Raw genomic sequence first — 17,440 nt, forward strand, 5'->3', positions numbered from 1 at the left:
AAAACGGGGCAAAGACCAATTCAATTTGCTAGCAAACATGTCCGTAGAATGGGAATGCACCCACATCAACGTCGAATGCTGGTGGCGTGTAAAGGAATCGGCGCGGACAATAGATCGCGTCCGCCCAGAGCAACGTGAGCGGCTGAAGGTACATCCATTCCCAGTCGATATTCTTTAGCGGCAGGTTCTCACCGAGGTCATCCAGCAGAGCAAGGCTACCCATTAGTGCATTCGGCATTCGTTCTCCTTGTCAACCGATTGGGATCATACGTAAATTTTGACTCCTGATAACAAGGCACACGTTCGTTTGTGTCAGGGCGCACTTATTGTGTGAAGGTGAGGAGTTTTCATTGGCAGAACGTTTCCGATATGCCGGCGGGCGAAGAAAGACTCGTCACTTGCCAAACCGTCGTCGCCCGCTCGGCATCATCGGGTGATTATCCGCTGGATCGACCGAGAATCAGATTGGAAGCAAAGGTAGATCGGTCGGAGTAGCGAGATAGCCCCAGAGCTGAAAACCGAAGCTTATGAACAAAAGCAGGAACCCGAGGTACATCACCTTTGTGTCAATAGTTCTTGCGCGATCGATCTGTTTGTCAAACCCGGTGAAAACAGGAACGTCTCTAGAAGATCGGTCCGTAAGTGTTTCGAGGGTGAGTTCATGGGCTTTGATTGCAGCGCTGAATATCGATAAAATCCGTCCGACGGCAAATGCAAGGACGGCCGAACCAATGAGCCCTGATGCGACGCTGCATAGCGAGAGAGTTTGTGGATTCATGTCGTTGGACTGGGGAAATGAATTTCTCAATCAGTTTCGGTCGGATAACGAATTGCGATCTATCCGCATGTCAGGCGTAGAAAAAGCTCAACTTTGTCGGTTGAGCTGATCGCCTGACGTGCGGATAGATCGTGCGTTGAACTTTGTCGCCACACGGCAGGGGTTGCTTGCCGTGTCATGCGGCAGTGGCGACGACGGTCTCTATTCTATCGCGTAGTAGCCACCGGATTCTAGTCCTGGGAGCATCGGCTGGCTGCATTGGGCACGCAATGTTGCGGGCGTCGCTGCCCCGACTGCGTATGCACCTTCTACTTGATGTTTCAGGTACCAGTCGTAAAAACCGTCACCATTGGCACCGTCCCAGAACTCACGATCCGATTCTTGCAACGAACCGGAGTACCAGGCTGGCATCGTTTTGCTGCCACGTGAAAATATCTCTCGCCAAGATGGACGCGGAGTCGTCGATACCACTCGCAGGGTCGCCTGCTCGCAACGCGGGCACGTTGGCTGCGTCGATCTTGGTTCGGTGGCCTCAGGTTCCGCGGGTGGGAACTCCATCGCGCCGGCGGCATACGGTAGCTCGGCGGCGTTGATGTCATCGATGCAACGCTGCTGGTAACTCGCTTGTTGACTATTGCTCCAACCACCAAAGTATCGTGTCTTCGTCAGCTGATCAGGCTGGATATGGATGCACCAACTACGTACGAATTCGAGTGTGGTGAGCGTCACCGGAACTTGCCTTGACTCACCGCCCTGCTTGGTTCCCTCGCGAGCCAGGAACGTCACTTCATATTCATCCGCCGCGACAACGCGTGAATTGCTGATCGGACCGCCCGTTAAGTAGCGAGTCAGGTAACCAATCCAGTGGACTGGGCGTCGAGATCATGTGCTCTCGCCGGCAATGCAGGTAAATCATCGTCGTGACGAAACTCGCGTGACCGAGCAGCTTGCTGATCGTCAGCAAGTCCACGCCCGCCTCGAGAAGTCCCGTCGCGTAGGAGTGACGAAGCGTGTGAGGTGAAATTCGTTTGCGAAGCTTCGCCATACTGGCCGAGTGCTTGATCGCCTTGAGAATCGACGTGTGATTGTAGGGCCTGTCCGGCAGGTTGCCGGGGAACAGGAGAATGCTCGGTTTGTAGATCTGCCAGTAATCTCGCAGCTCGGTCAAGAGTCTCGGTGAGAGCGGTACTTGTCGATCTTTGCCTCCCTTGCCGTGGCGGATGTGAATTTGCATCCGCTGCGAATCGATGTCGACGAGTCGCAGATTGGCCGTTTCGGAAAACCGCATCCCCGTCGCGTAGAGCGTCGTCAGAAAAGTTCGCTGTTTGAGGTTCTTGGTGCACGTGAGCAGCTCGTTGACTTCATTTCGGCTGAGCACAACAGGCAGCGTCTTAGGTCGTTTCCCAAACGGCACCATGGAGACCGGCCAGGGGACACGGATCGAATGGGTGTAGAGAAACCGTAAAGCACAAACGGCTTGGTTGAAGCTGCTATATGCAAGATTCCTGTTTTCGATCAGGTAAAGCTGAAAGGATCTAACGTCTTCCGGGGTTGCCTGGTCCAGCGGCTTTTTTATGAAGTCACCAAACCGCTTGGCGTGATAGGTATAAGCGTCGATCGTGGCGCCCGCCATGTGGCGGATCTTCATGTCTTCGGCGAGCCGCTGGGTCAGTGGGCAAAGACGTTTTTGGTAGGGAGTCATGCGTGGAATTCAGTAGTAGGCAACCTGCCAGCTCACGAAGTGCGAGTGGTCAAGCAGGAGACCCAGTACAATTGCCGTCACAAGAAGCGCAACCTCTTTAATCCCTTTAATCGTAAAACGAAAGAAATAGCTGTCAGTTACATCCCCTATAACCGGCCCGGTAACCGACGCCCTGATCCGCACCGACTTGACGGTGCAGGTGGAGCATCAGCCAAATGAATGGCCCGCGTGCTGACGGGGAATCGCATCAGGGGGACGCCACGGTGCGTCGGAGGCATCCCCGCGAAGACTCAGCGAGCGAAGCTGATCAACTCAGTCCGTGGCTGGCAAGGATGCCAGCCCACCACCCGCAGGAATGCGGCCAGCCAACTGAACACCTCACTCCAAGCACTGCACCGGAGCAATTCGATTAAGTTCAACGGCAGACATCACGGGGGACGGACGAAAAAGCGTCCACTTCAAAAAGCGTGCAAGCCGTTCTCCCGTGCATGTCATGGTTCTGCCTTCAGTGTCAGAAGTCCCAGATCGAAAGCCAGACCTTGTTGGTACGTGGGTCAACGATCAGCAGCGTGCCGTTATGCCATTCAATCGTGTCGCAACAGCGTTCGTGTGCACTATACATGATCGCGTTGGAGCCGAGTACATCTTCGAGTTCGGGATCGCCCGAATAGTGCATCGGTCCTCCGCCCATGCTCATCGCGGAAACGCCGTTCGTTCCGAAATTGCAGTGAAAACCGATCTCAGTCGGCACAGGACCTGCTTGCCAATTAGATAGCGGGGCGGCAGGTTGTTGCTGGAGCATTTTTAAAACAGTTGCGTCTTCGACGTGCAGGACAACGTGAAATTCACCATCGCCCATAAAACCACCGTGATCGTCGCCCGTTGAGATGACCTTTGCATTTGCCGGCCACAAAAGGCCAGTCTCGCGCTCAAAAACCGTTTGCGGGCTGGGCGGCCTCGTAACGTAAAACAGGGTTCCGCTGCAAAGCATGACGATAAGGATTACGCAACCGAACGCTGCGATTAAACAGTTGATCCATCTTCGTTCTCGGTCAATGAGGTCGTCATCGATTCGCATCATTCAGTGGCAGAAAGAATCCATGTAAGTCCAAGGTTTGACGGGTGGGAGCCATTCGTTAAAAAACTGGCGACTCAAACCCGTGATCACGGCAGCTTGCGACTGCCGGTCACATTCACTCCACCCACCAAACACATGAACTGAAATCACATGAAGATTCTCGCACTTGACCTCGGCAAATTCAACTCCGTTTGCTGCTTGTTCGACTCAAAAACTCGCAAAACGCAGTTTGTCACGACACCCACTACGAGAGAACACTTCGGTGTCATCTTCCACGACACCAAGGCCGATCTGGTCGTCATGGAGGCCTGCGGCCCCTCGGGATGGATCAATGATCTGGCACAACATCAAGGGCATGAAACACTCGTCTGCTCCACCAACGAAGAAGCCTGGCGGTGGGCCAACGTCAAACGCAAAACCGATCGGGACGACGCTCTCAAGCTCGCTCGCATGGCCGCCATGGGTGAGCTCAAAGGCGTTCACACACCGACGCTGGAACATCGTGAGTTCCGATCGCTCGTCAAATACCGCAAGACTCTCGACGGACGAATCAACAAAACCAAGAACGCCATCCGTGCTTGGTTCGTTAACCACGGGATCGAGATCGCAACCGGCGAGAAAGCCTGGTACTCCGGTCGCGAGCACATCAACTCGTTTCGCAAACCCCTGACTGACTGTGGACCTGACGAGCTTTGGAAAGGAGAACTCGACATCGAACTGACCATCCTCGATTCGCTGACCGAGCAACTCACTGGTGTCGTCAAGAAGCTCGAAGCGATCGGCAAGAATGACGAACGCATCAAGCGAGTCCAAACGATCCCCGGAGTCGGACCACGAACCGCTGAAATCCTGGTCGCGTGTCTCGACGACCCGCACCGCTTTGAAAACGGACGACAAGTGTCGGCCTACTTCGGCTTGGTTCCACGGCAGTATCAATCCGGCGAAACGGATCGCAACGGACGCATTACCAAGCGTGGCAATCCACTGGCACGAACGATCCTCGTCGAATGTGCTTGGGCCTCGCTGCGATACAACCCATGGGCCAAGGGCGTCTACGAAAGGATCTGTGGCAAACAAAAAACACGTAAGAAGAAAGCGGCTATCGCGTTGGCTCGTAAGATCGCTGTGATCGCCTGGGCAATGCTGCGAGACGAAAAGGATTGGGATCCCAAGCAAATGATCCAGGTCACTGAATCGTTCGGAAGGATGCCGACGGGGCTCAAGGACTCACTGCAAAACATGAAACCCAAAGAGAATGCAGATCAGCGAAAAAGTCGTCTTCGCAAGGAAGCCCGCGCGGCGAGAGAGGCCGCCGAGAGGGGTGCTTCAAAAACAACTGGGCAGAATCCCGTGAAGAGAACGAGCACTGGATCTGCCAAGCCGACCGCTTCCAAACGCAAGGCGACCAACTCGCCGGCGACGCGCTCGCCTCGGTCCACTTCTCAAACAAACGGGAAACGACAAACGAAAACCTCCAAGCCACGGCGAGCAAGAAAGCCAGTATCGCGTGACTGATGCTCCGACATCGGCGTAACGAATCGGCCTTGCTCGCCGCTCTCATCTTCCGGTCACCAGGACAACCTGTATCGGCTGCCTGATGCTTCGACATCGGCGTAACGAATCGGACCTGCTGACCATTCAAACCATCTCATTACTCCAACCCTATCGTCATTCCTTCAGTCAACACCACCCGGTCACCCCAGGAGCCCGCTGCCAGCCCACGACACGAACCACCAAGGAACAGACCTGCCCTCCGTACTGAGCACCGACCCAAGTTGATGCGGACCGTTCGATTTAGGATCGATCCATTGCAAAGGATCGCTAGAACTATCCGACACATCGCCCTAAAGAATGTGCCGTACCGAAGGAAGACCACTTGCTGCTCATTGAAGCCTCCAGGCAAGTGCTCGCCGAAACACGTCGCCAGTCCGAATCAAGTGGCTGGAACCGTGCAAGGATAACTGAGGGGACGCCGCCATCATGAATCATGTTGGCCCACCAGGACCAAGAGCGTTCACACCTCGAATAGTCGTTTAATCCAGCTCCTTACCCGTTCGTGTCAGAAGCCGTTGATGCATCCGTGATCGACATCAACCGAGATGGAAACCGGTGCCATTCACCTGCGCCTTTTTTCGGTCGCCACTAACGGGCGAGCGACCGAAAAAAGCCTCCGGCGAACGGCACCTCACCTCCACCAGCGGAAAAAAATGAAGTAAGACAAAAAACAACCCAACACCACTTGTCAAACCTTGGACTTCATAGTCGGCAGCGATCACCCGGCCGCCGCGAGCAATCTACCACTTGTGAAAACACTACTCGGCGGCTCGGTGTGCATCGCATGGTTCATCCTTTGCTACTGGTTTCCGACACTGATGCAACGGCAAATCGGACAAAGCGTAAATACGAGCAGCGGGGACATGCTGCCAAAAAGCGGGGCGTTCCGATCCTGCTCGTATGTCGCGAACGCTCGTACAGTAGCATCTGATTCGTCGTACCGGCAGCCACGGTCGAAATCGCCGCAGGAGAACCATTTGCTTTGATAGAATGGCCGCAAATATTCACCACGCACAACATCCGCTTTTGATTCGTAGAGATGAATGGGCGTTATGCAATGCCCTTCCCAATCTCCTCGCCATAATTCATCAACAATTTCCACTGCACGATTCATCTCGCTATCGGAAAGATGTTCCAGTCCGAAAACGCCCGCCCACTTTAAGGCGTCCTCTGCCTTGCTACGATCGTTGGCTTCTGATTTGAAGCCGAATTTCACCGATTTTTGTTCATCAAGGCACGGCAACGTGACTGGAGCTTTGTCGCCAACAATGACTACTTCGTTGTCAGAAGTAACGCGATAGGCAAATTCAGAGAAGTCAGGGTCCCTAACCTTGTAAATGAGAGGGATACGCGTGACTCCCGGCACGGCGATATCTATGTGGGCGTCGCTAACGTCGAGCGAATAGAGCAAATCGTATGCGGTACTGCCGATTGGGCATGCGTGGTCTTCAAATACAAATTGTAAATGTGCGCCACTCGAATTCGTACTCGATCCGACGGAACCAGATTCGTAGTTAAAGACTTGTAGCGACATGGCGAGCTAACATAAGTGGATGAACGAATTGCGATCTATCCGCTGGTCAGGCGTTAGAAAAGCCCAACTTTGCGGGTTGAGCTGATCGCCTGACTTGCGGATAGATCGTGCGTTGAACTTTGTCGATCGTGATCGCCACGCTGGCAAAAACGTATGCGGAATCAATCAATTGGACTGACCCGGCGACTCCTTGATTCTACTCCACTGGCCACGCCGACCGCAACTTGTCGCGGCAGATGCTCGCCGCCGACTACCCCACAATCCCCATTTTTAACCTGATTTCTCACTTCGGCGCAGCACTCAACCAACAGCATCTCTAACGAGATACGGTATGACAACGATTTGGGAAATGTCAAACGTGTCGCCGGTCTAGGCATCTTCATACCACCTTGGCCGATACCGACTCGACATCACCTCAGTCCATGAGGGTTTGAGCGACGAAGAGATCAACTCCATTGTTTCACCACAATGCCGACACTTCGGTACCGACTCGTCAGGTTCTTCCTCCGGTTTTTCCTCGGCGACGGTCGGCGGTGTCGATTCCTCGACCGCGCTGAGCCACTCGGCACATTCTTTCATGTAGCGATCGCGATGGTGGTTACTGTAACCGCCATAGCGGCGAGATTTTGTAAAACCCTTGGGCAGAATGTGCATCGACCAGCGGCGGACGAACTCCACGCCGCTGAGGGCGTACGGTGCGCTGGCACCATCGCCACCGCCAGTCTGATTGCCAACCCGGGCCCAAAACTCGACTTTGCCGTCGGCGTGCGAAATTAAGCGACGATCGCTGATCGGGCCGCCAGTCATGTAACGTGCCAAGTATTTCGCAACATGTTCGGGCCGGCAATGCTCGTTCGGCGGGGCTTGGATGAATGACACCCATGTCTTGTTCTCGAATCGACTCAGCCACTCGTCCCAGTTCGCCTGATCCTGCAATGGGCTCCAATCGCCTTCCAGCTTCAGCTTGCCCTTACTCCGCAATCGACGCAGTCCTTTCAAGACAAGTTCGCGGTACAACCTGCGGAGTTCTTTCGCGTCCACCAAATAGGGAGCCGATGAAGGCTTGCCCTTCCGCTTGCGACTATTGATCCAGCCCGGTGCCGAGGGGGCGAGCGACGGTCCGCCACCAGGGACCAACGCGTGTACATGAGCGTGTGCGTCAAGCTTCTGATTCCAAGTATGCAGCACCATCGCAGCCGCCGCTTCAAAACCTTGTTCCTTAGCGATTAGAACGCGCAGGGCTTCCCAAGCGCAGTGGAACAGCAGGTTGTAGATTTCCCGGCGGTTTCCCAATGCCAATCCCGACAATTCCTCGGGCAGCGTGAAGACGACCTGAAAGTACGTCACACCGGGAAGCAGCAACTCGCAAGTCGACTCCAGCCAGTCGGCACGCCGAGCACCGCGACACTGGGGGCAGTGACGATCACCGCAGGAATTGTAAACCGGCGTTTCTGATTGACATCCGTCACAGCGATAGACGTGTCCACCCAGGGCCCGCGTCCGGCACAGCGCCGTCTTGGCAAGCGTGCTCTGCACTTGCGGGACTGCCTGGCCGGAGTGCTTCTTCACGTACTGCGAAGCATACTGCTTGAGCAGTCCAGTAACGGTCAAGCCTGACGGTTGCGATGCCGCCTTGCCGAGTTCTCCGTCTTTGCCACCGGCTTCGCTCTTGGCGTCGGGAACCACAACGCTGGTCGGGCCGGGTTGAGCTGGTGCCAGCTGGCGAAGCTTCCTCAGCCCGGCGGCGATGGGGTTGGCAATCGCCGCGACCAGCGGACTTGCGAGGACACTCATTAGGACTCATCTCATGAACAGACGCGGTCACCCCGCGTCGTCATGTTCAGCACTCAGCGGGCGAAAACCCCAACGCTATTTGCGTGCATGAAAGAATCCAGCCACTCGCTTTCGTTATCCGGGCACCAATTTGGTTATCCAACCCCCCGCAGCAAGAACAATCGCACCGAGGGAACCCACCGAATCGCGTTCGCGGAAAAAGAAGTGCCAGCGCCGATGCAGAACGAGCGGTCTATCGACGGCAGTCCAAGGGCGTGAAGTATCAACCGAGTGACGCATCCAACTCAGGGTGGGGACGTTGCTGAAGCGAGAGACCAGCCTTGCCGTCTCGCCATGGCTCGCCGACTACTGAGTCACCTCCGCACAAATCGAAGCGACCGATCACGATCGATTAAGTTCAACGACCGCGATAACCGAGTCGCGGCGATTGATTTTCCATTGTCAAAAACGACGACACCGCGACTTCGGTTCATCGCATGGTTCGTCGGTCTTTTGAAGCGGCGAAGGATGCTAACGTAGCCATCCGTCTTGCACGAGTTGTGATCGTTCTATTGTTTCACCACCATTCGCGGTTAGCAAGGCGCGGACCACGTCTTTAGGTGTCTCAGGGTTCAGGTGTAAAACGGCCCCGTCAGCGAAAGCGACAAGTGGTCCAAGCTTACGCGGACTAGAGATTCCTGGCCCCTTTGGGGCATTGACCGCAAAGGTCATTTGGTCGAATCGGAGGTCGACAGGTTGTGACCAAAAGGCATCAAGTGTGTGAGATTCGGCGAGTATGACTGTGTTGGTGACACCATCACCTATGTCGTTGAACGTAATCGAACGATTGTCTGGCCAAGCAGTCGCGTCACCAACGATCGCGAAAAACTGGATGTGGAAATCAGATTGGCCGCCCGAGACATCAACCGGACGAAATGGCCATGCGTAGTCGATTGGGCCGTCATACGGTCCCATTGTCTTGAATAGTGGTTCGCCAAACTCATTGAGTGGAGACGCATCAATGTGGATATCGAGTCCACGGGCGAGGCGGAAGTTGTGCGGGCCGTCCCATGGCTCGTCCCACCGGTAGAGCTGGTTTACACCAGCTAGATATGGCGTGACGAGAGTCCGCCAGCTATGAATCCGTTCGCCATTGGCGTCGACGATCGCGTGAGGCGGGAGCTGCTTGTATTGTGCGGTGTAGTTGTCGATCCCAAGTATGACCTGCTTGAGGTTGTTGCGGCTCGATATGATTCGTGAAGCTTGTGTCGAACTACGAATCAACGAAATAGCGACGATTGCAGCAATGCACGCCGCAACGGTTGCAATCAAGAGTACGCGTCGAGTTGTCAGATGATTGATGCAACTATCCTCGACGAACGGCGGCCGTCACCGGGCACGGAGAGACGACTTTCCATTTGTAAAAACTTGCAAGCCGTGCTCCGTGTGCACGGCATGGTTCGCCAGGTTCGTTTGCGCTACGGATTCAGTGCAGCCTTAATCTCAGGATGCTTTTTGCGGCGGTGATACGGCATTGCAGTGCGAAGTGCATTTGCAATCACCCACCGCATCTTTTCATCCGTTTCGGTATAAAAACATTCTAGCAGCGCTGACTCAACCGCGGGTCCACCGTCCTTGACGGTCAAGGCACGAATTAGTCCCTCACGTATCTCTTTGCGATGCGGAACAGACAAGTGCTGAACGAGTATCGGGTACGCGTCGGGGTATTCGCCCAGGAATCGACGCTCAAGGACCGGATGCGGCGAGTTGTTCACCAAGTCCCAAACCGAATATACGTCGTAACCGGCGTCACGGATTTCGCGTACGAGACCAAGTTGATCAGCAGCACACACCTTCCGGTGTTCCTCACTTTCGCGCTCCTTCGCTTCACGCCGCGCGACCCATTCAGGATCAGCTCCGAGTTCGGTCATCAGTTCCGCAGCGGTGACAGATTTGCGTTCTGGCATAAGTCTCTTGCTTGGCGAACGGGGGCCATCAGTGGGGACGGCAGGGCGACGTTCACCCGCCGAGACGTGAACGCCGTCCTCCACTGCATGGCATTGTTATTTGTCGCCTGGATTGACGGCGTTGGATTTACGATGTGGTGTCATCAAGTCGACGCCGTAGTCGATCGCGTCCTTGACGGAAATGCCGTGGTCATCGGGTAGGTCTCTTGTGTTGTCGATCACCATATCGTACAGATCCAGCCAGTCCGTGCAACTAGAATCTGACCCGTATGTAATGGCAATGACAAGCCGAGAGTCCCCAGAGTCCCAGGTCAATCGCAGTCCAATATGGTCGTCACCGGCGAGAATCGCAAATGGATGCGAATAGTTCGACTCGGTCGAAATTTCGCATCCAATGTTCCTGGTGCGAGACTCAAAATCTTCAATTGCCTGCTGGAGCGTTGTCAAGTCGCAACCTCAATCAAATAACGTTACGCATCACCGCGGTCGCGGCGAGTGATGCTTGATTTGAAAAAACGCCCAATCCGCGACTCCGGTGCATGCGATGGTTGCCCCAGATCATTCCGCAATGCCGTAGTCGAGGACGTGAGCCAAACGTTGGAGTAAATCAGCGGCGGATTTCTTGTGTCCGTCAAAATGATACACGATTTCAATGGGACGATCTGGCATTACGATGCATTTGAGGAACCGTTCATCGGAATGACTATCGTCCGTGCAGATCATCTCAACGGAATCGGCAAGCGGTCGTAAGTGGTCGTCTGCGGTATGTTGATCAATATTCGGAATTGCTGCGACTAGCTTGTCAGCAATGTACTTCATCGCTCGGGCCGGATCGACAACCACGCATGCAAACTCGTTTTTTGCGCGTTGCACAACGGTCGCGACATCAAGCCACAATGAGGTGGTGTTTGGCGCTAGCGATGTCATTCTTGCTTGATTGGGGTAACGGCAGTGGTCACCCGGTCCGAGCGGACGAGCCACCATCAAGTAAAGTATCTTCGAGGACTCGGGGAGAGTAGACCGGGGTCTCTTTGGTTTAGGTTATGCTTTGTGTTCACTGTTTGCCACTGGTTTCCCGTTGTGGTGTCACAATATTTCAACCTTGCCTCATTGACCCTCGGCCCCTCGCAGATCCGGACGTGCCGCGTTACAGCATCCGGCTCCCAGATGTCACTTGTCCCTCGCACTCAGCAACTCACGGTTCATCGCGATCAGGTCCTTCAATTTGGTCGGGCCCGCCAAGGGATGAAGTTCCGTGAAGCGATTGAAATCGTCCCAGTTCACATAGCTCTTCTGACTCCGACGGCTCAAGTGACGCTTCGCCATCCGACGAACCTTGCTACGGTAAGCCATCAGCATCGGCCAATTGTCATTGATGCCGTAGTACTGATAGTGACCGCGAAGTTTCATGTTAAGCGTTTGCCACATCTCGCCGACCGGTGTCGAGAGCTGATGATGAAACCACAGACGCATCTCCATCAACTTCACACGAAGTTTCTTTCCTGACGTTCTCCGCTTCAGTTTGAACTTTCCTGCACGCGACAGGCCACAGTAATGAGTGAATCCGAGGAAGTCGAACGTGCTCGGCGCGCCTTCGCCACGTCGCTGGTGATCGCGACTCGCAAAACGTCCGAACCGGATCAACTTGGTTTTCTCCTCGGCGACTGACAACGAGTAACGGCCCAGTCGCTTAGGCAACACCGCTTGGTATCTCATCGCATCGGTTTCGAGCTCAAAACAACACACAAAATCATCAGCGAAGCGAATGATTTCCGCTTCTCCTCTGAGTCGCGGTTTGACTTCACGCTCGAACCACTCATCCAACACATAATGTAAATACACATTGGCGAGCAGCGGTGAGAGACTGGCTCCTTGCGGAACGCCGTCTTCGGTGGCCTGCAACCGGCCTTCGATCATCACCCCTGCTTTCAGAAAACATACGATCAGCCGCAGCAACTTCGGATCGCTAATGCGTCGTCGCAGTAGCTCTTCGAGGTGCTGGTGTGACACGTTATCAAAGAATCCCTTGATGTCAGCATCACTGATCCAGTTTACTTTCCGCGTGGCGATGAATCCTCCCAGCGTCGACAATGCCTCGTGACAAGATTTGCCTGGACGGTAACCATACGAAGTATCGTAAAAATCCACTTCGTAGATTTGTTCCAGGATCATCACGACTGCGCGTTGGACAAGTTTGTCCTCCACGCAAGCGATACCGAGCGGTCGCGTTTTCCCATTCCCCTTGGGGATGTTCTTTCGCAAGCTCGGCTGCGGGCGATACGAGCCTCGATGGAGTCGCGTCAGTAGACCGCGAAGGTTCGCTTCGAGATCTGCTTCGTACTCTTCCACCGTGACGTTATCGACACCAGGTACTTTGCCTCGTTTGAGTCGGCGAAAGGCATACCACAACAGCTCATGAGTGAGCAGCGAAAAGAGGTTGTTAAAAACCCCTTCGTGGTCAGCCTTCGCTCTCTGAGAGATGCGATCCAGCCGAGTTAGCACCGAGTCTCCGTCACTGAGTACGGTCGGTGCCCGGTCTGGACCGCGTGTCATCCCGATCCGCTTCCCTGCTCCGATATTACTCGGCATGCCGCGTCCCGATTGGCATTCGGGCCGCTGCGGTACTACTGGATCGTCCGATTCCCTGAAAGTCATTTGTCTTCGTTGCTTATTCCACTTCTAGGACATACTCGATCGATCGAGATCGGCAGTCGCGAATCGATCAAGAACCTCAGGGCCTCACTGGTTGCCTGATTGACATGGTGTGTAGCGCGAGCGGGGCGCCGACTCCGGATCTCCACTCACAGCTTGCCGGTAGCGCTGTGAGCAATGTTGCCTTAAGGCATGCACAAACCTTGGGCAGATTCAACAGTTACAAAATTTCGGAGCTAATCCCGTTCACGGTCACAGGGCTACCTGCGATCCATTCACCCTCACTACCTTTCTGTGTACGCTTCAACCAACGACTTCGGCGGTGACGCCTTATACGTTGGCTGCAACACTCGATACCGGGCGTGTGGCTAGCACTTACCCGGACGGGATTCACACCCGCTTGTCAATCAGACCTTGCCAGTCCGCACGTGCACCACATGGTTATCGGATCCGGTCTGTTGGTCATCGAACGTGTCGGACCCGCGGGAACGAGTGGCCCGCGGACTCCAGTACACCCAACACATCGTACAGTCCCAGCAGATAACCGTGCAAACGGATCGTCCCATGCGATGCGGTGTGAATGCGATACCATTGCGCCCACACAGAAAAATCGATACACGTAACGTCGGCCATCGGAACAATGCGATTGCGACGCCACGGCGATTGGCAAGAGATGGAATTGCGAGTTACGTCAACGCGGACAAACCAGCATTCGAGTATCATCAAAACGATCAAGCTGCCCTGTGTCACGCCTGCGAGCGCGACTGCGAGAACGGATCGCAAGTCGGGCGGACCTTCGATTGCGATCATGGTGCCGAGCAGAGCGATCGACCCTAATGCAATAACGGCGGTCATCGCCTTGTGTTTTCGTCCGTAGTGGGCATTGGCGATTGGCTTGTCCATTTTCAGAGATCCGTCCAATCCGATAACAATAGTTTCAACCCTTGTCAGTAGGGTCGTATTCGGGAATTTTGCCAATACGACCTGAGTGAGTTGGGGTGTTTGACCAATATCCCGCAGGCCTCTGTGGTGGTAGTTGATGATAGTCTTCTCGGGACGCAAAAGCAACCTCGCTAACTCGAAGGATCATTCTGATGACACTTTTGAAATTTGAGATCGCGGTGGCGTCTGCCGATGGCGTGGGGGAGAGCGACCGGGTTTGGTTCCCGAAGTGGCTGCAGCGGCATGCGATGACGTTCCCTCAGGGCCTGGCAAACGGGTTGGCTGTCAATCGCGAAACGACGCTGCAGTTTTCCCGCATGTTGTTGGAGGCGGGGGCTCCGGCTTGGCAGTGTTGGCAGGCGGTGAGGTCTCTGGAGTGTTATCGCGACTTGGTGTAGGGGCGCTCCGAGCCCGATTTGTCGAGCATCCTTGCGAAACTCTCGCAATTGGGCAAGCAAGAACGCAACCTTGACTGGGAGGCACCGCCGACTGAGGAGGGTAGATTAGGGACAGGGGTAGATTAGGGACAGGCAATGAATAGTTGCCTTCGATCGTGGCTTGCGTACCATTTCCGATGGGTTCGCTGCTCAAAACCGTAACTCGGACGGAGGTGACGAAGATACCCAGGCAAGCTCGCGGGGAAGTGATCGATCCCAGTGAGATTCAGTTCCTCCACTGTATCGAGAGGTGCGTCCGCAAGGCGTAGCTCTGTGGGGACCGATCCCGTTACGGAAGAGTGTTTTGAGCACCCCGGGAGCTGGATCCGCGATCCGAATGGAGTTCCTCGCCTCCGTGTTCGCGATCGACTGCCTGACTTTTTCGATCCTGAGCAATCACCGCGACGCGTTTCATCAACGGTTCACAGTCGTTGTTGTCGATCGGAATCGTCGCAACCGCTCCTGCCAAAGCTTGGCAGTTTCGGATCGTGGCATGGGTTTTCTCCGGTGGGTGAAACGAAACAAACCCCACAAACCTAACCCACGCGTCTACAACGGTTCTGGTGGACGGTTACTTTCCTGGCACGTTTTACTGCGTTGGCTGCGATTCGACTTCGTCGATCTCAGAGAGTTTAAAACGCGTGCTCACGACGGAGTGCTTGCTAGCACCGGGTCGGTACTTGATGTACGTCGTGGCAAGAATCGTGCCATCGTCGAGTTGTTCGACGCCGGGGTATCCGCAATCGCCGCCGGCGTGACTGTGCAATAGTTTCACACGGTACTGGCCAGGTTTGACGTTTTTGATGTCATCGTAGGTGCCGACCCAGGCAACGAAGTGTCCCTTGGTTTTGCTGCCTTGCGCTTGATCTCGAAACGCGATGACCCACCGCCCATCGGGTGTCTGCGTGCCGATGTGCCGGTCGCCTGTAAGACCCCATGATGTATCCGTTGGCGTGCTCCAGGTCTCGCCCTCGTCGTGTGAGAACATCTGCAGGCTGCGACCCTGATGAGTGTTCTCTCGCATGAGACAGCACAGTTCGTTGCCGTCGGGTGAACGGAGTATGAAGGGTTCACACGGATTCTTGCCTGCGACTTCCGCGACAGCGCGAGGCTGCGACCAGGTGAAGCCGCCATCGGATGTGATCGTTTGCATCACCTTCAGCGGGGCCCGGTCCTTGCCGTCCGGGCCTTTGTGGAAGAGACCGAGGTACCGGCCGTCTTTCAATCTCATCACGCTGCTGAATGTCATCACACATGGAAAACCAAGCGGCGGCATTTCTTGCCATGTTTTGCCGTCATCTTCACTCATGATGCTGGGCATGCCCGGGCCACCGCGGCGTCCCAGTGCGGCCGAGAAAACCCATAGCCGGGCAACGCCCTCGGGGTCGACCATCCGATAGATGCTCGGGCAATTCTGATGCGTCGAATATCCGGGCGGCAAGGTCTCGTCGAGGCGCACCCAACTCTTGCCTCCGTCATCGCTGCGGGCCATCGGCCCCGCCGAGCCGCCATGATTAACGCACCACACGCAGAAAATGGTATCGCTTCCAGGCAGCCGAAGGGTCGTCGGATGTCCTTGGTAGGTTTCAGGGGTGCCGCCAGCAATCATGGTTTGCCGATCCGTGTCTCCCGAAAGATCAATCGTTGGCAAATCAGGGGTATCCGCCGCGATTGATGTCTTCGGTAGCGTTAGCAAAACCAAGCTGACGACCAGTAACCGTGTAAACGTACTCGTGTTCATCTCTGCTCAAGTGTAGGAGAAATGAGCCTGCTGACGGTGCGTCCGTGAACGCATGAAAGCCCGTCAACGCTGCTCGGGATTCAAATCAGATGTATCGAAGTCGATGCTGAGAGTTGCTCTCATTTCGGGTGTGTCCATCGCTCATGCAAAACCGTAGGGAGTCACGTCCACCGGCCAAGGTGGCGACCGCGAATGAATAAGGAACGAGCGGGAAATGACTGTCTGAAATTGTGGTCGAACGCTCCGCGTTTGACTGTTCCGACCGCGGAGCGTTCGGCCACTAATTCCGAGAAGAACCCAAAACAAACGCTCTTATTGTAACCAGTCTTAGGAGAGTCGTGGGCTCACGCGATCAGTCGACGGCGAGCGTTTGCACTGACATCAAAACGCTGCCGAGCGTTCGTCAAACCAAGATCCCTAAACCGTTCGGACCCGGCTGACCTCACCGCTACGGCACACTCGCATCCCCGTGTCGGTCCACACCTGCAACTCCCCATGCTCATCAATGCCCTCGCATCGGCCTTGGACGAGTTGACCATTGATGGTGCAGTGGATGACCTCGCCGGTTAAGACGCAGCGGTCACGGAACGCTTGCAGTAGCTCATGCGGTTCAGATTCGCACATCGCGGCGTTTTGAATCACGGCGGGAATGAGTTCTGCGAGCACTTCGGTTCGCGTCACCCATTTGCCCGTGGCTTCACAAATCGACGTTGCTGGGGCGTCATTCAAGCGAGGGCTCGATCCGACATTCAGACCGATTCCAATAACGGCCATGGGTTGTGAGTAGCCGTCGACGGCGAGCGGCAGATCGACCCGCTCGATCAGTGTGCCGGCGACCTTCGTGCCGCTCATCGCAACGTCGTTGGGCCATTTCAATCCGCATCGAGCCGGGCCCGCAACGTGTTCAATCGCTTCGGCGATCGCGATCCCTACCGCGATCGAGAGCAGCGGGTGGCAGCCAGCGAGAACGAGCGTGAGCGCCAGTCCATCTTGCTGCGCCTGCCACGTACGCCCGCGCCGTCCCCGTCCGGCCGTTTGTGATTCCGCGAGAACAAGCCGAGGCGTCTGAGACAACCGATTTGCCGTCACCGCCGCATCACCGCGTTGCTCGCTGAGCCACTCCAGTGCCACCGAATTGGTCGATGGCAACGAGAACTGATAGTCCCGCGACGCGAGCGTTCCACAAGCAAGCAAGGAATCCGTCACGCGGAAAATCGATTCGTCGAGCGGCGAAGCCATGACAGATGCCGTGTAGATTCGGAGAGAAAAATAAGACAAAGAT

18 protein-coding genes are annotated in these 17,440 nt (G+C 55.3%); 3 read left to right on the forward strand and 15 right to left on the reverse strand.

What is annotated here, in order from left to right; all coding sequences use genetic code 11:
• Positions 1-28: 28 nt before the first annotated feature.
• The 5 genes from SH410x_RS28460 to SH410x_RS28480 form a co-directional block, all read right to left on the reverse strand.
• On the reverse strand, positions 29-238 hold the full coding sequence (locus tag SH410x_RS28460; protein WP_473673014.1) for a hypothetical protein: 210 nt from the start codon (positions 236-238) through the stop codon (positions 29-31).
• A 222-nt stretch (positions 239-460) separates the two neighbouring features.
• Positions 461-778: a hypothetical protein gene (locus SH410x_RS28465; protein ID WP_473673016.1), complete on the reverse strand. Its 318-nt coding sequence runs from the start codon at positions 776-778 to the stop codon at positions 461-463.
• Between the two features lie 201 nt (positions 779-979).
• Complete coding sequence (locus SH410x_RS28470; protein ID WP_473677427.1) at positions 980-1,639, reverse strand: transposase; 660 nt, start codon at positions 1,637-1,639, stop codon at positions 980-982.
• A complete protein-coding gene (locus SH410x_RS28475; RefSeq protein ID WP_473673018.1) occupies positions 1,572-2,480 on the reverse strand; it encodes a tyrosine-type recombinase/integrase in 909 nt (302 codons plus the stop codon). The genes SH410x_RS28470 and SH410x_RS28475 overlap by 68 nt, the downstream gene beginning before the upstream one ends.
• A gap of 511 nt (positions 2,481-2,991) precedes the next feature.
• Entirely contained in the window at positions 2,992-3,393 is a 402-nt protein-coding gene (locus SH410x_RS28480; RefSeq protein WP_473673020.1) for a hypothetical protein, read from the reverse strand.
• A gap of 315 nt (positions 3,394-3,708) precedes the next feature.
• Here SH410x_RS28480 and SH410x_RS28485 point away from each other — a divergent pair, with 315 nt between their 5' ends.
• Complete coding sequence (locus tag SH410x_RS28485; RefSeq protein WP_473668591.1) at positions 3,709-5,073, forward strand: IS110 family RNA-guided transposase; 1,365 nt, start codon at positions 3,709-3,711, stop codon at positions 5,071-5,073.
• 838 nt (positions 5,074-5,911) lie between these two features.
• On the opposite strand, the gene SH410x_RS28490 is transcribed toward SH410x_RS28485, so the two are convergent.
• The 8 genes from SH410x_RS28490 to SH410x_RS28525 all read right to left on the reverse strand — a co-directional run bounded on the left by SH410x_RS28490 (position 5,912) and on the right by SH410x_RS28525 (position 13,941).
• On the reverse strand, positions 5,912-6,646 hold the full coding sequence (locus SH410x_RS28490) for a hypothetical protein (RefSeq protein WP_473673022.1): 735 nt from the start codon (positions 6,644-6,646) through the stop codon (positions 5,912-5,914).
• A 369-nt stretch (positions 6,647-7,015) separates the two neighbouring features.
• Positions 7,016-8,440, reverse strand: coding sequence for an IS91 family transposase (locus SH410x_RS28495; RefSeq protein WP_473668486.1), 1,425 nt, complete (start codon positions 8,438-8,440; stop codon positions 7,016-7,018).
• Positions 8,441-8,950: 510 nt separating this feature from the next.
• Complete coding sequence (locus tag SH410x_RS28500) at positions 8,951-9,751, reverse strand: DUF1559 family PulG-like putative transporter (RefSeq protein WP_473673024.1); 801 nt, start codon at positions 9,749-9,751, stop codon at positions 8,951-8,953.
• 146 nt (positions 9,752-9,897) lie between these two features.
• Positions 9,898-10,386, reverse strand: a complete 489-nt coding sequence (locus tag SH410x_RS28505) for a hypothetical protein (RefSeq protein WP_473673026.1) — start codon at positions 10,384-10,386, stop codon at positions 9,898-9,900.
• A 96-nt stretch (positions 10,387-10,482) separates the two neighbouring features.
• Positions 10,483-10,833 (reverse strand): hypothetical protein, encoded by a 351-nt coding sequence (locus SH410x_RS28510; RefSeq protein WP_473673028.1) that lies wholly within the window; start codon positions 10,831-10,833, stop codon positions 10,483-10,485.
• Between the two features lie 111 nt (positions 10,834-10,944).
• Positions 10,945-11,313: a hypothetical protein gene (locus SH410x_RS28515; protein ID WP_473673030.1), complete on the reverse strand. Its 369-nt coding sequence runs from the start codon at positions 11,311-11,313 to the stop codon at positions 10,945-10,947.
• A gap of 243 nt (positions 11,314-11,556) precedes the next feature.
• Positions 11,557-13,041 carry a group II intron reverse transcriptase/maturase gene (ltrA, locus tag SH410x_RS28520; RefSeq protein WP_473668609.1) on the reverse strand — a complete coding sequence of 495 codons (1,485 nt, stop codon included), beginning with the start codon at positions 13,039-13,041 and terminating at the stop codon, positions 11,557-11,559.
• 459 nt (positions 13,042-13,500) lie between these two features.
• On the reverse strand, positions 13,501-13,941 hold the full coding sequence (locus tag SH410x_RS28525) for a hypothetical protein (RefSeq protein WP_473673032.1): 441 nt from the start codon (positions 13,939-13,941) through the stop codon (positions 13,501-13,503).
• A 191-nt stretch (positions 13,942-14,132) separates the two neighbouring features.
• Here SH410x_RS28525 and SH410x_RS28530 point away from each other — a divergent pair, with 191 nt between their 5' ends.
• Both SH410x_RS28530 and SH410x_RS28535 read left to right on the forward strand, forming a co-directional pair.
• Positions 14,133-14,378, forward strand: coding sequence for a hypothetical protein (locus SH410x_RS28530; RefSeq protein ID WP_473673034.1), 246 nt, complete (start codon positions 14,133-14,135; stop codon positions 14,376-14,378).
• 176 nt (positions 14,379-14,554) lie between these two features.
• On the forward strand, positions 14,555-14,686 hold the full coding sequence (locus tag SH410x_RS28535; protein ID WP_473673035.1) for a hypothetical protein: 132 nt from the start codon (positions 14,555-14,557) through the stop codon (positions 14,684-14,686).
• 320 nt (positions 14,687-15,006) lie between these two features.
• Here SH410x_RS28535 and SH410x_RS28540 read toward each other — a convergent pair whose 3' ends face one another.
• Positions 15,007-16,158, reverse strand: a complete 1,152-nt coding sequence (locus tag SH410x_RS28540; RefSeq protein WP_473673037.1) for a sialidase family protein — start codon at positions 16,156-16,158, stop codon at positions 15,007-15,009.
• Positions 16,159-16,575: 417 nt separating this feature from the next.
• Positions 16,576-17,397 (reverse strand): biotin--[acetyl-CoA-carboxylase] ligase, encoded by an 822-nt coding sequence (locus SH410x_RS28545; RefSeq protein ID WP_473673039.1) that lies wholly within the window; start codon positions 17,395-17,397, stop codon positions 16,576-16,578.
• Positions 17,398-17,440: the final 43 nt, after the last annotated feature.

This window comes from Rhodopirellula sp. SH410 (assembly GCF_055811895.1).

Bases quoted from the DNA above. Each gene is read 5' to 3' on its own strand.
- SH410x_RS28460 (WP_473673014.1), bottom strand. From the start codon at position 238: ATGCCGAATGCACTAATGGGTAGCCTTGCTCTGCTGGATGACCTCGGT.
- SH410x_RS28465 (WP_473673016.1), bottom strand. From the start codon at position 778: ATGAATCCACAAACTCTCTCGCTATGCAGCGTCGCATCAGGGCTCATT.
- SH410x_RS28475 (WP_473673018.1), bottom strand. From the start codon at position 2,480: ATGACTCCCTACCAAAAACGTCTTTGCCCACTGACCCAGCGGCTCGCC.
- SH410x_RS28485 (WP_473668591.1), top strand. From the start codon at position 3,709: ATGAAGATTCTCGCACTTGACCTCGGCAAATTCAACTCCGTTTGCTGC.
- SH410x_RS28490 (WP_473673022.1), bottom strand. From the start codon at position 6,646: ATGTCGCTACAAGTCTTTAACTACGAATCTGGTTCCGTCGGATCGAGT.
- SH410x_RS28495 (WP_473668486.1), bottom strand. From the start codon at position 8,440: ATGAGTGTCCTCGCAAGTCCGCTGGTCGCGGCGATTGCCAACCCCATC.
- SH410x_RS28505 (WP_473673026.1), bottom strand. From the start codon at position 10,386: ATGCCAGAACGCAAATCTGTCACCGCTGCGGAACTGATGACCGAACTC.
- SH410x_RS28515 (WP_473673030.1), bottom strand. From the start codon at position 11,313: ATGACATCGCTAGCGCCAAACACCACCTCATTGTGGCTTGATGTCGCG.
- ltrA (WP_473668609.1), bottom strand. From the start codon at position 13,041: ATGACTTTCAGGGAATCGGACGATCCAGTAGTACCGCAGCGGCCCGAA.
- SH410x_RS28525 (WP_473673032.1), bottom strand. From the start codon at position 13,941: ATGGACAAGCCAATCGCCAATGCCCACTACGGACGAAAACACAAGGCG.
- SH410x_RS28530 (WP_473673034.1), top strand. From the start codon at position 14,133: ATGACACTTTTGAAATTTGAGATCGCGGTGGCGTCTGCCGATGGCGTG.
- SH410x_RS28535 (WP_473673035.1), top strand. From the start codon at position 14,555: ATGGGTTCGCTGCTCAAAACCGTAACTCGGACGGAGGTGACGAAGATA.
- SH410x_RS28540 (WP_473673037.1), bottom strand. From the start codon at position 16,158: ATGAACACGAGTACGTTTACACGGTTACTGGTCGTCAGCTTGGTTTTG.
- SH410x_RS28545 (WP_473673039.1), bottom strand. From the start codon at position 17,397: ATGGCTTCGCCGCTCGACGAATCGATTTTCCGCGTGACGGATTCCTTG.